Annotated in this window: 12 protein-coding genes; 11 read left to right on the top strand and 1 reads right to left on the bottom strand. The window is 63.9% G+C overall.

All coding sequences use genetic code 11. From position 1 onward, the window contains the following. The first annotated feature begins 104 nt into the window (after window positions 1–104). Both U5A57_RS29365 and U5A57_RS29360 read left to right on the top strand, forming a co-directional pair. Window positions 105–1,880 carry a tannase/feruloyl esterase family alpha/beta hydrolase gene (locus U5A57_RS29365; protein WP_321915160.1) on the top strand — a complete coding sequence of 592 codons (1,776 nt, stop codon included), beginning with the start codon at window positions 105–107 and terminating at the stop codon, window positions 1,878–1,880. 479 nt (window positions 1,881–2,359) lie between these two features. After that, a complete protein-coding gene (locus U5A57_RS29360) occupies window positions 2,360–3,709 on the top strand; it encodes an aromatic acid/H+ symport family MFS transporter (RefSeq protein WP_321915159.1) in 1,350 nt (449 codons plus the stop codon). A 95-nt stretch (window positions 3,710–3,804) separates the two neighbouring features. Here the strand turns inward: U5A57_RS29360 and U5A57_RS29355 are convergent, their stop codons facing one another. After that, window positions 3,805–5,391 (bottom strand): methyl-accepting chemotaxis protein, encoded by a 1,587-nt coding sequence (locus U5A57_RS29355; protein ID WP_321915158.1) that lies wholly within the window; start codon window positions 5,389–5,391, stop codon window positions 3,805–3,807. A 484-nt stretch (window positions 5,392–5,875) separates the two neighbouring features. Between U5A57_RS29355 and U5A57_RS29350 the strand changes: the two genes are divergently transcribed. The 9 genes from U5A57_RS29350 to U5A57_RS29310 all read left to right on the top strand — a co-directional run bounded on the left by U5A57_RS29350 (window position 5,876) and on the right by U5A57_RS29310 (window position 14,781). Next, complete coding sequence (locus U5A57_RS29350; protein ID WP_321915157.1) at window positions 5,876–6,916, top strand: hypothetical protein; 1,041 nt, start codon at window positions 5,876–5,878, stop codon at window positions 6,914–6,916. Window positions 6,917–6,934: 18 nt separating this feature from the next. Continuing rightward, entirely contained in the window at window positions 6,935–7,795 is an 861-nt protein-coding gene (locus U5A57_RS29345; RefSeq protein WP_321915156.1) for an HpcH/HpaI aldolase family protein, read from the top strand. A 39-nt stretch (window positions 7,796–7,834) separates the two neighbouring features. Next, entirely contained in the window at window positions 7,835–8,776 is a 942-nt protein-coding gene (locus U5A57_RS29340; RefSeq protein WP_321915155.1) for an ABC transporter substrate-binding protein, read from the top strand. Window positions 8,777–8,803: 27 nt separating this feature from the next. Continuing rightward, window positions 8,804–9,700 (top strand): hypothetical protein, encoded by an 897-nt coding sequence (locus U5A57_RS29335; protein ID WP_321915154.1) that lies wholly within the window; start codon window positions 8,804–8,806, stop codon window positions 9,698–9,700. 49 nt (window positions 9,701–9,749) lie between these two features. After that, the gene (locus U5A57_RS29330) at window positions 9,750–10,682 is read left to right on the top strand and encodes a VOC family protein (protein WP_321915153.1); all 933 of its coding nucleotides are present in this window, start codon (window positions 9,750–9,752) and stop codon (window positions 10,680–10,682) included. Between the two features lie 37 nt (window positions 10,683–10,719). Further along, complete coding sequence (locus U5A57_RS29325) at window positions 10,720–11,730, top strand: amidohydrolase family protein (protein WP_321915152.1); 1,011 nt, start codon at window positions 10,720–10,722, stop codon at window positions 11,728–11,730. Between the two features lie 26 nt (window positions 11,731–11,756). Then, window positions 11,757–12,536 (top strand): SDR family oxidoreductase, encoded by a 780-nt coding sequence (locus tag U5A57_RS29320; protein ID WP_321915150.1) that lies wholly within the window; start codon window positions 11,757–11,759, stop codon window positions 12,534–12,536. A 37-nt stretch (window positions 12,537–12,573) separates the two neighbouring features. Beyond that, window positions 12,574–13,431, top strand: coding sequence for a fumarylacetoacetate hydrolase family protein (locus U5A57_RS29315; RefSeq protein ID WP_321915149.1), 858 nt, complete (start codon window positions 12,574–12,576; stop codon window positions 13,429–13,431). Between the two features lie 96 nt (window positions 13,432–13,527). Further along, a complete protein-coding gene (locus U5A57_RS29310) occupies window positions 13,528–14,781 on the top strand; it encodes a LysR family transcriptional regulator (protein ID WP_321915147.1) in 1,254 nt (417 codons plus the stop codon). Window positions 14,782–14,801 lie beyond the last annotated feature (20 nt).

Raw genomic sequence — 14,801 nt, 5'->3', positions numbered from 1 at the left:
GTCTACGCGTTTACGTTAATTAGACATCCTGATCATAAAAATCAGAACTGGAGGCGTGAAGTGAATCGGAAGAACACCTATACGTACAACACCAGGAGGCAAGCATGAGAATCCCGCATACCCGGCGGCTTTTCACGAGCGCGCGCGCTCGTGCAGCCTCGCTACTTTCGCTGTTCGCCGTCTTCGCGGCGGCCACGCTCGTCGCCGCGTGCGGCAGCGGGGGCAGTGGCAGCAACAGCAGCGACGCCTCGAAAGCGCCGCTCGCAGTCGTGGCGCCCGTAGTGGATTGCTCGAAGCTGGCTACGGTCGATATCAGCGATATTGGCGGTACGGGCAGCTCGATTACATCGGCTGCCGTGACCACGGCGACAATCAATGGAGCTTCGGTCAGCTTCTGTACCGTGAAGGGCACGCTCGCGCCTTCGAATACGTTCGAAGTGGCGCTGCCGGTGAGCACGTGGACGCAGCGCTTCGCGGCGCTGGGTTGCGGGGGCTTGTGCGGCAACGTGAGCGACCCGACCCAGCAGTCGTCGTTCAGCTTCAGCTACACGTGTCCGCTCGTGCAGGAAGGCGGCTTCGTGACGGCGGCGACGGACATGGGCCACGCGGGCAACGACGCCTCGTGGACCACCGACCCGCAAAAACAGGCCGATTTCGCGTATCGCGGGCAGCACATCACGACGCTCACGGCGGAAAAGCTCATCAAGGCCTACTACGGGCAGGCGCAAAAGTACGCGTACTTCATCGGCTGTTCGGACGGCGGCCGCGAAGCGCTCATGGCGGCGCAACGCTACCCGAGCGACTATAACGGCATCGTTGCGGGCGCTCCGGCGGCGCACTTCCAGATCCAGAACTCGCTGTATCACGGCTGGAGCGTGGAGTCGCAAAGCACGACCGGCGACAGCACCGGCAACGCCACGCTCTACGCCGACAAGGCGCTCGTGCTGCACAAGGCGGTCGTGGCGGCATGCGGCGGCCAGGCGGGCGTGCCCGACGGCCTGATCGCCGATCCGCGCACCTGCAATTTCGATCCCGCATCGATCCAGTGCGCGCAGGGCGCGACGAACACGAGCAACTGCCTGAGCGCGGCCGAAGTCGCCACCGCGAGCAAGATCTATGGCGGACCGGTGGACGCGACGACCGGCGAGCGCATGCTGGCGGGCTCCCCGCAAATGGGCTCGGAAGAGAACTGGGTAGGCGTGGAAGTGCCGACGACGAACTCGACGGCCGCGCCGGTTTCGGTGAAGAACCTGTTCAGCTACATGATCGTGACGGGTGCCTATAACCTGATCTTCACGGGCTCGCCCGCCATGCCGGCCATCGACACGTTCGGCTACACGGATGCAAGCTTCTACCCGACCTACCTGCAGGCCAACCATCCGTTGATGGACGCGACGAACCCCGACCTCACGGCGTTCAATAAGGCAGGCGGCAAGCTGATCCTGTGGCACGGCTGGGCGGATCAACATATTTCGCCGCTCTTCACGATCCAGTACTACGAGGCCATGCAGAACACGATGGGCGCTTCGAGCGTGAGCAATTTCGCGCGCCTGTACCTCGTGCCTGGCGTGGCGCACTGCGGCGGCGGCGAAGGCTTCCCGAACATCGACCTCGTCTCGCAGATCACGGCGTGGGCCGAGCAGGGCACGGCGCCCAACGCGGTCATGACGTATCAGACCGATACGTCGAACAACGTGACGGCGAGCCGCCCGGTTTATCCGTATCCGGCCGTCGCGCAGTTCACGGGCACCGGCGACTGGCACCTCGGCGCCAACTGGACGCAGGGCGCACCGTTGTACAACCAGCCCACGCATACCTGGGCGGGCTCGAGCTTCTATACGTCGTACACGCCGACCACGCAGGGGGTGGCAGCGCCTTGACAGGAAAAGCCGCATGATTCGCAGTTGAACCGGCCAGCCCTTCGGGGCTGGTTTCGTTTGAGCTGCGATAACTGAATCGCATGGCAAATGCGAGGCAGTGAAAGTAAGCCGTATCGCGCCGCCCCGCGATGTAGCGGCGACTGAATTCCGCACGATCGTCCGTCACGTTTGCGAATCCTTTCGGAGAGCATCGATTTTGTTTATTGCGCTGGATTCGAATCCAGCCTCGGGCCGCGACAGGCAAAGCGCGGGCTGATTGGGTCCAACCTTTATGCGGCGCGGCTTTCAGGCCGATAACGCAGGAGCGGGCGTGCCGGAATGGCCCATGCGAACGGGCACACATGTACCCAATATGTGGTTAACCCGGACTTTCAGGCGAGGGGTTGGCCACCTATCGTGCCCCCGACGGATAGCAGTTCGTAGAAATTCGACTCGGGCACGAGCGAGCGGCAGACCACAGAACGGACAGGAGACGACAGATGTCTGGCAGCAAAACAATTGATATCAAGGCGTTCATCGACGAACGCCACATTTCGGCGTACCAGTGGCTACTGGTGGCGCTGTGCTTTCTCGCGGTGACCGCCGACGGCATGGACGTGGCCATCATGGGGTTCGTGGCGCCCTCCATCATTCACGAGTGGGGCATTTCACGCCCCGAGTTCGGGCTTGTCATGAGCGCGGCGCCCATCGGCCTCGTGATCGGCGCGCTGGCCGCCGGTCCCGCCTCCGACCGCGTGGGCCGCAAGTGGGTGCTCATTACCTCCGTGTTCCTCTTCGGCGTGTTCACGATCCTCACGGCGTTCACGCAGTCGCCGGTTTCCATGGCCGTGCTGCGCGTGCTGACCGGCATCGGTCTTGGCGCGGCCATGCCGAACTCCACGACGCTGCTCTCGGAGTACTCGCCGCAACGCCGCCGCGCGCTGCTCATCACGATCATGTTCACGGGCTTCAACCTCGGCTCGGCATTGATCGGCTTTGCGGCGGGCTGGCTCGTGCCGACGCACGGCTGGCGCGCGGTGCTGATCTTCGGCGGCGCCATTCCGCTCGTACTCGTGCCGCTGCAGGCCTGGCTGCTGCCGGAATCGGCGCGTCTGCTCGCCGTGCGTGGCGCCACGAGCAAGCGCATTGCCGCGACGCTCAACCGCGTGACCGGCGCCAACTTCGCGGGCGACGAGAATTTCGTCTCGACGGAACCGCCGCTGCCCACGCGCAAGCCGATTGGCGTGCTGTTCTCGCAAGGCTATGGCGTGATGACCCTCGCGCTGTGGGTGACGTATTTCATGGGCCTGCTCGTGATCTATCTGCTCACAGGCTGGCTGCCCACGCTGATCAAGGACGCGGGCCTCTCCATCACGGTGGCGGCGAACGTCACGGCCATGTTCCAGATCGGCGGCACAATCGGCGCGGTGCTGGTGGGCTGGGTCATGGACAAGGTGCGTCCGGCGCGCGTGATCAGCGCGGCGTATGTCGGCGGCGGCATCTGCGTGCTGGCGCTGGCCGGCGTGGGCGCGCTTTCCTCGTCGCTCGCGCTGCTGGTGTTCGCCGCGGGCTTTTGCATGAGCGGCGCGCAAACGGGCCTCAACGCCTACGCGCCGGGCCGCTACCCGACGGTTGCGCGTGCAACGGGTGTGAGCTGGATGCTGGGCATGGGCCGCTTCGGCAGCATTTTCGGCTCGGCCATTGGCGGCGCGCTGCTGGGTCTTGGCTGGGAATTCGCCGCGATTCTCGCGATGCTCGCCGTACCGGCCGTGCTTGCGGCGATTGCGATCCTGGTTTCACAGCGTGCGCGTCATTCGGAACCGGCTACGCAGGTTAGCGCGGCACACTGAGCTTTTGGGTAGGCAATAGCGCTGGATTGAACGGCGCGGTGGTGCGATTTGCACTGCCGCGCCGTTTTTTTGTTTGCCGCAAGAACGCGGCCGGGTTAAATCCTGAATGCCCCCACCGTTTCGATCACGGTTTCCGCATTCCGGCCGAGCGTATTGGCCGAAATCGAAAAGTGATTCACGAGCGCGCTGTCCTGTTGCGTGAGCGCTTCGATATGATCCAAAGCCTGCTTGATCTCGGCAATGCCAGTGCTTTGCTCGCCGGTCGCGGTATTGATTTCGTCGATGAGCACATTCACGTCGCGCACGGCCTGAACCGCCTGCTGCATCTTTTCGCGGGCCGTTTCCGTGAGTTGGCAACCTTCCTGAACCTTCTGCGTCGAGTCGACGATGAGACCGGCGATCTCTTTGGCCGCCGTGGCCGCGCGGCCCGCGAGATTGCGCACCTCGCTCGCCACCACGGCGAAGCCGCGTCCGTGCTCGCCCGCGCGCGCTGCTTCCACAGCCGCGTTGAGCGCGAGAATATTGGTCTGGAAAGATATTCCTTCGATTACCTGAATGATCTCGCCGATCTTGCGCGAGGCCTCGGTAATGCCCTGCATCGTCACCGTCATGGCTTCCACGGCGCGGCCGCTCTCTTCGGTGATGGCGCGCGCCTGGCCCGCGCTGGTGGCGGCCTGCCGCGCCGCATCGGCGGTTTGCCGCACATTGGCCGCAATATGCTGCATCGACGCTGCGGATTGTTCGAGGCGCGCCGCCTGCGATTCGGCGCGCGCCGAGAGCTTCTGGCTGCCTTCGGACACGGTCACCGTGGCGGCGCTCATGCGCGCCATCTGGTCGCGCGCGTCGCCGACGATGGCGCGCATGTTCAGGCTGACCTGGTTGACCGATTGCTCGAGCTTGCCGACCACGCCGGTGGGTTTCCAGGTGTTCTCGACCTTCTGCGTGAGGTCGCCCATGGCGAGCCGCGTGGCCGCGCCGAGCAGGCGGCGCAACGGGTAGATGAACATGAAGCGCATGCGGTATTCGGCCAGCACGCCGAACGCCACGCAGGCGGCAAGGCCGATTGCCGTGCGCACCGGCGTGATCGACGATGCGCCGCCGTCGATGATGACCCCCGTGACCATGCCGGCCGCCGCAAGACCGCTCGTGAGCAGATAGGTCTGCGTCTTCATGGTGGGATGCACGAAGCGCGAAAGCCGTCCCGCCATGTCTTTGCGAACGATTGCGCCTGCCTGCAGATGGTGGACAGGCCGGCTGGCTCTTTGCTCCGCGAGCAAGGTCGCATACAGCGCTTCGGCGGCGCGCACCTGATCGCGTGAAGCGGCGGTGTGGACGGCCCGGTAAGCAACGACATGCTGCCCTTCGACGATGGGTGTCACGCCGATCTGCACCCAGCAATGCCGGGCGTGACTGAAGCGGTTCTTCAGCACGCCGATCCAAGGCTCGCGCTTTTTCAGCGTGGCCCACATGTCGCGATAGACCTCGGCCGGCATGTCGGGATGGCGCACGACGCTATGAGGCTGCCCGACCAGCGCCTCGCGAGAAAAGCCGCTGGCTTCGATAAATGCGTCGTTGCAGTAGGTGATGACGCCGCGTGTGTCGGTCGTGGAAACGAGCAATTTTCCGGGTGGGAGAGCGGCTTCTCCATGATGGTCCGGCTGGGTCGATGGTTCCGTGTGCACTCGTGGTCTCCTTTGTTTTTTGATTGGCCGGTTCGGACGTTCGCTGCTTATCGGCCGGAGATATCGATCATGAATGGGGCGGTTCGAGGCCAAAAACCGCCGTTGCCGCGCGGCAGGGCGATAAACGAAGCGAAGCGCAGTGGCGTGCGCCGCGGGGCAGAAGCGCAAACGCCCAAGGCATAAGGCTCGCAGCCGGAAAAGTGGAGTACGCAACGAGTTTGCGCACGTATTCGGATGCATGACAGCCGATAACTTCTTCGCAAGTTCCGCAAAGCAGATTCGATACGACCGTTCGAAAAGCGTTCAGCAAAAATCTATGACGGCGGCGCATTTCGAATGACAACGCGTAGCCTGGCCGCCCTACACTGCCTCCGGTCAGTTGAGAACAGACGAGACACGAGTCCGGATGAATCGACATATGGCCGGTGCGAAACCCTGCCGAACATGGCAGGCGGCGTCCCGGCACGATAACGATGGAGGCTTTATGCGCAAGTTGATGTTGGTCGGGACGGCGACGACGCGGCCCGAGGCGATCGGATCGCTCTTCAAGCTCGAGCCCGGCGGCGAGTGGCAACAGGTGAGCGATATTCCTGCGGATGCGTCGGTGCAGGCCATCACGCCGCATCCCAGCCGCGAGAACGTGATCTACGTGGCCGCGCGCAAGGGCGTCTACCGCTCCACCGACGGCGGCGCCTCGTGGCACAAGCTGCATGTCACGGACGAAAACGTGCAGTTCTGGAGCGTGGCCGTGAGCCCGCATGATCCGGACGTGCTGATCGCCGGCACCGCCCCGGTCGGCTTCTATCGCAGCGATGATGGCGGCGAGACCTGGCGCAAATGCAAGGGCGAGCATCCTGAGCGCTACAAGATCTCGTTCGGCGGGTCGCGCGCCATGCGCGTGGCCTTCCATCCGACCAACCCGAAGCGGCTTTACGCGGTGGCCGAAATCAGCGGCCTGTACGTCAGCGAGGACGGCGGCGACAGCTGGCGCGGCGAATCGCAGGGCCTGTCCGTGCTCGCAGCGATGCCGCATTTGAAGAACACCGAACTGACCGACGATGATACGGAGGGCATGTTCGACGCGCATGCGGTGTCGATCTCGCCGGCCCGGCCGGACTCGATCTTCTACATCTGCCGCCTGGGCATCTTCGAGAGTGGCGATGGCGGCAAGAGCTTCCGCGACCTGGAAGTCCGCAAATACGCCCCGTTCAACTATTCGCGCGAATGCCGCGTCGTCCATGGCCAGCCGAAGAAGATGTATGCGTGTTTCAGCATCTCGTCGCGCAGCGCCGCGGGCGCGCTCTATGTGAGCGAAGACCTGGGCGCCACGTGGGCGCGCGCCGATGCCCAGGTCGAACCGCGCAGCACGATGATGGGCTTCGGCGCGCACGTGAGCGACCCCAACGGCGTGATTACCGTGACGCGCGGCGGCCAGGTGTTCTTCACGACCGACGGCAGCAAGACGTGGACTGAAAAACAGTTGCCGGCGAATGCGGGTGACGCATTTTGCGGCGCGATTCTTTAAGCGCGGAGACCAATCGACATGGCTGAACGACTCAATGGTGTGATCCGCGCACTCGAAAGCGGACACGGCATCGCTTTTACTTCCTTTATTCAGGCCGAAATCGAAAACGCGGTCAGCTTTGCGCAGTCGTCGAACGACGGCGTGGTGTTCGAAATGGAGCACACGCCCTGGGACATTTCCGCCTTACGCAACGCCATGCAGTTCTTGCTGTTGCGCGAGCGTATTGCGCGAGCCGGTACGGTTGCCTGCCAGATGACACCCATCGTGCGCATTCCGCCCAGCGGCAGCGAGATGAACCAGTGGTTCGCGAAGCAGGCACTCGACCTCGGCGCCTATGGCGTCGTGTGGCCGCGCATCAGCACACCCGAGCAGGCATACAACGCGGTGGCCGCTTGCCGCTATCCGCGCCTGCCGGACAAGCCGCTGTACGAGCCGGCCGGCTTGCGCGGCGACGCGCCCATGCCCGCTGCGCGCTACTGGGGACTTTCGCAGCAGGAGTATTACCGCAAGGCCGACGTATGGCCGCTCGTGCCCGAAGGCGAGATTCTCGTCACGCTGATGATCGAAGACGTGGCCGCCATTGAAAACCTCGAGGAGATGGTCAAGCGCGTGCCGGGCATCGGTGTGCTGCTGATCGGCGAAGGCGATCTCACGCAGGAACTCGGCTGCCCGCGCGAATACGACAATTCCGAGTTGCTGCGCCTGATGGCTCACGTGCGCGAGATTGGCCGCGCCTACAACATTCCGGTTGGTCATCCGCACGTGAACGAAGGCAACGTGTCGCGCGTGATCGAGGAGGGCTACCGCTTTCTGATGACGTTCCCGAAGCGCGATTTCGGCGCGCTGGACAAGGGCCGTCAACTCGCGGGCCGCGTGTGAGCCCTGCGCAACAAGACGAAGCAATACGGGAGCGTCAACATGACTGAAAAACTGTCGATCGTGCTGGGCCGTCACGGTCAGGTCGAGGATTTGCGCAGCGGCGCGGTGCACGTGGAAGGCGTCGAACTCGATTTCATCGAAATCAAGCGCATGCCTGACGCTTATCGCAACATGGCGCGCAGCCAGCCCTACGATATTTGCGAAATGGCGCCGACGTCGTACCTGATGGCGGTGGCGGCCGGCGCGCCGATCACGGCACTCGCGCTGCCCATGACCCGGCGTTTTCGCCACGCGGGCCTGCAGCGGCTGCGCGAATCGTCGATTCGCCATCCAAAGGATCTGGAGGGGCGTGCCGTAGGCGTGCGCGCCTATTCGGTCACGGCGGCCGTGTGGACGCGCGGCATCCTGGTCGAGGAATACGGTGTCGATTTCGGCAAGGTGACGTGGCTCACCGAAGAAGACGAAAACGTCGAGACCTTCGTGCCGCCCGCCAATGTGCGGCGCGTGGCAAACAGCACGTCGCTCGCCGCCATGATGGAGGCGGGCGAGATCGAAGCGGCATTCGGCGGTCTCGCCGGTGTGGGCGCGGATCTCGACGACCGCCTCGTGGATCTGGTCGAAGACGCCGCGGCGCGAGAGGCCGACTGGTATCGCCGCACGGAGATTTACCCGCTGCATGGCGTGATCGTGGTGCGCAACGACGTGCTCGCGCGCCATGCGGATTTGCCGCGTCGTCTGTTTGCGGCTTTCGTCGCGGCGAAAGAGAACTATCTCGCCCGCGTGCGAAGCGGTGCTGCGGACGGTGCGGAAGACAAACGCTATCGGCGTCTCGCGGAACTGGTTGGCGATCCGCTGCCTTATGGCCTCGCACAGAACGCAAAATCGTTCGATGCGCTGGTGCGCTACGCCCACACGCAGCGGCTGATTCCGGAGCGAGCGCCCATCGCCTCAGTGTTCCTCGATCCGGCAGTCAATGCATAGGATGACATATCAATCAGGAGGAAGACGATGACAACTGTTCAAACCCTCGCCATTCCGACGATGCTTGGGACCTACCCCAAGACCCAGCCTCTCAAGGACGGCACGCTCGCTTCGCCGCTCGTGCATCTGGATTTCGCCGCGGTGGACACGGCACAAAAAGCCTTCAAGGACGTCGTGCGCCGCGAGAAGTACGACGTGGCGGAGCTGGCGATCATCACGTTCCTGCAGGCGTTCGAGGCGGGCAAGCCTTATGTGATGCTGCCGTTCGTGATGAATGGAGGCTTTCATCACAAGAGCATCGTGGTTCGCGACGACGCGACGTTCACCGCGAGCGAGCTGGCCGGGCGCAAGGTGGCGATGCGCGCTTATACGCAGACCACGCCGACGTGGGTGCGCGGCATCCTTACCGACGACTTCGGCGTGCGGCTCGCCGACGTGCGGTGGTTGAGCCAGGAAGGCGCGCACGTGGCCGATTACGAGGAACCCGCATGGGTTTCGCGACTCGAATCGACATCGAGCCTTGAAGCCATGCTGCGCGCGGGTGAAGTGGACGCCATCATCGCGGGCGGCGGGCTTTCGGGCGAGCCGGGCATTCGTCCGTTGATTCCCGTGCCGGCCGAGGCCGCCGCCGCATGGCAGGTGCGCCACCGTGCGGTGCCGATCAATCACGTGGTGACGGTCAAGCGCTCGCTCGCACAGAACCACCCGGAAGCCGTGCGCGAGGTCTATCGTCTGCTTGGCGAGGCGAAAGATCTTGCACAGCAGGGGAAGCCACAGGCCGCGATCGATTTGCAGCCCACAGGATTCGACAGCCTGGCCCCTGCCGTAGAGCTGGCCGTTCGCTACGCGTTCGAGCAACGGCTCATTTCGCGCCGATATGCGCTTGAAGAGTTGTATGGCCCCGTGCTCGATATTCTCGGCTAGGGGCGCACACGAGTCACACAGCAAGACAGAACACGATACGGAGACAAACTTGGCTTCGACTATTTCAGGCATGGCCCACGTCCGGCTGAGCGCCCCCGATCTCGGGCGCATGGAAGCCTTTCTCGATGACTTCGGCATGGTGAAAGTCCATCGCGACGACAAGCGCCTTTACATGCGCGGCATCGGCGAAGCGCCTTTTCTGCACGTGACCGAACTGGGCGACCCCGGCGTCGTCAGTTGTGCCTATGAATTGCGCGACGCCGCGCTGCTCGCGGAGCTCGCGAAACTGCCCGGCGCGCGCGGTATCGAGCATATCGACGAACCTGGCGGCGGGCGCCGCGTGCGCGTGCAGGACCCTAACGGCTTGTGGCTGGAGTTCGTCACGGAGCGCGAGCCGGTGGCACGCCTCGCACCGCGTGCACTGGTGAGAGGCGCACAGGGCGAGAGCCGCGTGCTCGGCCCGGCGCGCGTGGAGCGCATTGCTCATACGGCGTTCGCCACGCCGAACCTGCCTGCCTCGATCGAGTGGTATCAGCGCACGCTCGGCGTAATTCCCACCGACGAATTGTTCGTGGGCGAACCCGACAACGTGATTGGCCAGTTCAATCGCATCGATCTCGGCGAAACACCCGTCGATCATCACATCGTTTTCCTGCTGCGCGGGCCGCGCGCCGGTTTGCACCATGTGTCGTACCAGGTGGAGGGGGTCGACGACATCTTCTTCGGCTACGACCACCTCCATCAGCGTGAATACGATCACGTGCGCGGCATTGGGCGGCATGCGTTGGGCAGCCAGATTTTCGACTACTGGATGAGCCCCTTCGGCCAGATGCACGAGCACTGGATCTCGCAGGAGCGCATGACAGCGAAGAGCCGCTTCAACCCTATCCGCATCGGCGACGGCATGAGCTACGACACCGGCGAAAAGCCGCCCGAGCGTTTCGTCAAGCAGGCCACGCCGCTCGTGGCGTGGCAGGACTAGCCGCTCGCCCCTTTTTCAACGAACCAGGTAGCGTTTCATGATCATCGATTGTCACGGTCACTTCACGACCGTTCCCAAGACGCTGCACGAATGGCGGCGCAGGCAGCTCGAACATGCAGGCCCCGTGTATGGCGCGCCGCTGGCTATCAGCGACGACGAATTGCGCGAGGCGCTGGAGGGCGGTCAGCTCAAGGCCCAGCGCGAACGCGGCCTCGATCTCACGCTGTTTTCGCCGATCGCGGGCCAGATGGGCCACCACCTCGGCACGCTCGAGCAGGGTATCGAATGGGCGCGGGTGTGCAACGACCTCATTCATCGCGTGGTGCAGTTGTATCCGGAGAACTTCGCAGGCGTGTGCCAGCTGCCGCAGTCGCCGGGCAAGGACGTGAGCGCGTGCGTGGCCGAACTGGAGCGCTGCGTGAAGGAGCTGGGCTTCGTCGGCTGCAATCTGAATCCCGATCCTTCGGGCGGTTACTGGACCGATCCGCCGCTCACGGACCGCCACTACTATCCGCTCTACGAGAAGATGGTCGAACTCGACGTACCGGCCATGATCCACGTGAGCAGTTCGTGTAACCCGTGTTTTCACCACGTGGGCGCACATTATCTGAACGGCGACACCACGGCGTTCATGCAATTCCTGCTCGCGCCGCAGCTGTTCAAGGACTTCCCCACGCTGCGCTTCGTGATTCCGCATGGCGGCGGCGCGGTGCCGTATCACTGGGGCCGCTATCGCGGGCTTGCGCAGGACCTGGGCTTCCAGGCGCTCGAAGAAGGCCTCATGAACAATCTCTTCTTCGACACCTGCGTATATCACCAGTCGGGCGTGAACCTCCTCACTGAAGTCGTGCCGCACAAGAACATTCTGTTCGGCTCGGAGATGATCGGCGCGGTGAAGGGCATCGATCCGCGCACCGGCCACCACTACGACGACACGAAACGCTACGTCAGCGCCACGCCGCACCTGTGCAGCGAGCATCGGCACGACGTGTTCTGCAACAACGCACTCAATGTCTATCCGGGCCTGAAGTACCGCTGCCAGGACTGAAGCCATCACGAAGCGAGAGATAACTCATGGATCTTGGAATCGCAGGAAAGACGGCGCTCGTCTGCGCGTCGTCGCGCGGTCTCGGCCTCGCATGCGCGACGGCGCTGGCGCGCGAAGGCTGCCGCGTGTATCTCAACGGCCGTCACGCCGACGCGCTCGAAACCGCCGCGCAGCAAATCGAGGCGGCAACGGGCAACCGTCCGCACATCATCGTCGCGGACCTGAACACGGAAGCGGGGCGCGAAGCGATCGTCGCCGCGTGCCCGGCGCCGGACATTCTCGTGAACAACAACGCGGGTCCGGAGCCGGGCAAGATCGCCGACTGGACGCGCGAGGACTGGCTGGCCGCAGTGGAAGGCAACATGCTCGCGCCGATCTTTCTCATCAAGCACTACGTGAGCGGCATGCGCAGCCGCAAGTTCGGCCGCATCGTCAATATCACCTCGGCGATGGTGAAGTCGCCGAGCGCGACGATGGGCCTTTCCGCCGCCGTGCGCGCCGGTCTGACCGCCCTCAGCAAATCGGTGCAGCGCGATTGCGTCGTGGACAACGTCACGATCAACAACATGCTGCCCGAGCGCTTCGACACCGACCGTCAGCGCTATATGGCCGACCGCATGTCGAAAAAGGACGGCATCACGGTCGCGCAAGCCAAGGAGCGCATTGCCGCGACGATCGCCGCGAAGCGCCTGGGCGACCCCATGGAGTTCGGCGATGCCTGCGCCTTCCTGTGCAGCGCACAGGCGGGCTTTATCTCGGGACAGAACCTGCAGCTCGACGGCGGCTCCTATGCCGGCCTCGTCTAACGCGCAGCACACGTAACGCATTCAGAGGAGATTTTCGATGAAATACGCGAGCTTTTCGGTAGAGGGACGCGATACCTACGGCATCGTCGATGGCGACAACGTGATCGATCTCGGCAAACGCATCGGCAACGAATACCCCACGCTCAAGGCGCTATGCGCGGCTGACCTGCCGCACGAAGTCGCACGGACGGTGCAAGGGCAGGCCGATTACGCACTGAAGGACATTACGTTTTTGCCGCCCATTGCCGACCCGACGCATATCTGGTGTCTCGCGCTGAACTACGTCGAGCACCACAGCGAAGTGCAGAGCGCGGGCCGCGTGCAGGAGCTGCCGAAGCAGCCGGCGCTGTTTGCGCGCGCAAGCGATTCGCTGGCGGCGCACGGTCAGCCGCTGCGCCATCCCGGCGTTTCCGAACAGTTCGACTATGAAGGCGAACTTGTCGTGGTGATCGGCAAGCCCGGCTATCGCGTGAAAGCGGAAAACGCCTTCGAGCATGTGGCCGGCTACACGATCATGAACGAGGGCAGTGTGCGCGACTGGCAGTTTCACACGCGCCAGATCACGCCGGGCAAGAACTTCTATCAAAGCGGTGCGATCGGTCCCTGGATCGTGCCGCGCGGCGAAGTGGGCGACGTGGACACGCTGCGCATTCAGACGAAGCTCAACGGTCAGGTCATGCAGGACGACACCGTGGCCAGTATGGTGCACAAGATCCCGCGCTTCATCGAATACGTTTCGTCGATTGCACCGCTGTGCCCCGGCGACATTCTCGCCACGGGCACGCCGAGCGGCGTGGGTTTCTCGCGCACGCCGCCTGTCTTCATGAAACCCGGCGACGAGTGCGAGATCACGATCGATCGCATCGGCACGCTGCGTAACAAGGTGACCGGGTAGCAAACCTGGTCGCGCGCCGCCCGTGCGCTGTGGTATATCGATCGTACGTCTCGCTTGTCACGTTCACTCCGCTAGTCACGCAGGGATCGCAGCACTATGGCCTCGGTCGTCGCGTCACCCGTCGAACAAACGGAAGCTCCCGCCGAGCTGCCCAGTCTCTGGCAGTTGCGCGTGTTCGAGACGGTGGCGCGTCACGAGAACGTCACGCAGGCCTCGCAGGAGCTGTTGCGCTCGCAACCAGCCACCACGTCGTGTCTCGCGGCGTTCGAAACGCTCATGGGCGTGAGCCTTTTCGAGCGTTCGACCACGGGTACCTGGCTGGCGCCGGCGGGTGTCGCGGCGCTGGTGCGCACGCGCAAGATCCTGCAGGCCGTGCAGGAGGCGGTGGCGCAGGTGGGCAGCACGCGTAACGTGTCGCCGGGCGTGCTCGCGGGCGGCATCACGCGCACGCAAATGCGCTGCCTCATCGCCATTGCGGAGTGCGGTTCGTTTCGCGCGGCCGCACGGCAACTGGGCATTACCGAGGCTTCGCTGCAGCGCGCGGCGCGCACGCTCGAACAGAATCTGGGCGCGCCGCTCTATCGGCACTCGGCCTCGGGCGTCACGACCACCGAGGTCGGGCAAGCCTTCGCGCGCCAGTTGCAGACGATCTCGAACCAGATTGCCGCGATGGCCGATGCACTGCGCGCGTATCAGTTTCCCGTGGAGCGCAGCGTGACGGTGGGCGTGCTGCTGCTCGACCCGTCGATCCTGATCGTGAGTGCGATTCGCGAGCTCAATGCGCATTTTCCCGATGCGCGTGTGGTGATCATCAACGGCACCTACGACCAGTTGCTCAACAAGCTGCTGCGCGGCGAGATCGATTTCATGCTGGGCGTGCTGAAAAACCCCGACCAGTCGTTCGATTTCGTCGAGGAGCCGCTGTATCACGAGCGCTATTGCGTGGTCGCGCGGCGCGATCACCCGCTTACGCGCGAGCCCGCCGTGACGGTGGACGCCTTGCGCAACTACCGCTGGATCTTGCCGCCGCGCAGTTCGCCGCGCCGCGAGGCCTACGAATACGTGTTTTCCGAAGGCGCGCCGCCGCTCGCGAGCATCGAGACCTATTCGCTTTCCACCATTCGCATCACGCTCTTCGACAGCGACATGCTCACGGTGCTGAGCTGGACCGAAGTGCTGAGCGAACGGCGTTTCGGTCTGCTTGCACCGCTGACGATCGACGTGCCGTGGGACGGCCCGATCGTCGGCATCACGGCGCGGCGCGACTGGAAGCCCAACGACGTACAGGAAACGTTTCTGCGCAGCGTGCGCCGCAACGCGCAGGCGATGACGGGCGGACAGGGCACGTAGGGCGTCGGCGCTTTTCCTTC

This window comes from Paraburkholderia sp. J11-2 (genome assembly GCF_905220185.1).
Lineage (GTDB): Bacteria > Pseudomonadota > Gammaproteobacteria > Burkholderiales > Burkholderiaceae > Paraburkholderia.
Note: the sequence above shows the minus strand (reverse complement) of the source record. Positions and strands in the feature narration are given on the sequence as shown.

Excerpts from the sequence above, each read along its gene's own strand:
- U5A57_RS29365 (WP_321915160.1), top strand. The coding sequence starts at position 105 with ATGAGAATCCCGCATACCCGGCGGCTTTTCACGAGCGCGCGCGCTCGT.
- U5A57_RS29360 (WP_321915159.1), top strand. The coding sequence starts at position 2,360 with ATGTCTGGCAGCAAAACAATTGATATCAAGGCGTTCATCGACGAACGC.
- U5A57_RS29350 (WP_321915157.1), top strand. The coding sequence starts at position 5,876 with ATGCGCAAGTTGATGTTGGTCGGGACGGCGACGACGCGGCCCGAGGCG.
- U5A57_RS29345 (WP_321915156.1), top strand. The coding sequence starts at position 6,935 with ATGGCTGAACGACTCAATGGTGTGATCCGCGCACTCGAAAGCGGACAC.
- U5A57_RS29340 (WP_321915155.1), top strand. The coding sequence starts at position 7,835 with ATGACTGAAAAACTGTCGATCGTGCTGGGCCGTCACGGTCAGGTCGAG.
- U5A57_RS29335 (WP_321915154.1), top strand. The coding sequence starts at position 8,804 with ATGACAACTGTTCAAACCCTCGCCATTCCGACGATGCTTGGGACCTAC.
- U5A57_RS29325 (WP_321915152.1), top strand. The coding sequence starts at position 10,720 with ATGATCATCGATTGTCACGGTCACTTCACGACCGTTCCCAAGACGCTG.
- U5A57_RS29320 (WP_321915150.1), top strand. The coding sequence starts at position 11,757 with ATGGATCTTGGAATCGCAGGAAAGACGGCGCTCGTCTGCGCGTCGTCG.
- U5A57_RS29315 (WP_321915149.1), top strand. The coding sequence starts at position 12,574 with ATGAAATACGCGAGCTTTTCGGTAGAGGGACGCGATACCTACGGCATC.
- U5A57_RS29310 (WP_321915147.1), top strand. The coding sequence starts at position 13,528 with ATGGCCTCGGTCGTCGCGTCACCCGTCGAACAAACGGAAGCTCCCGCC.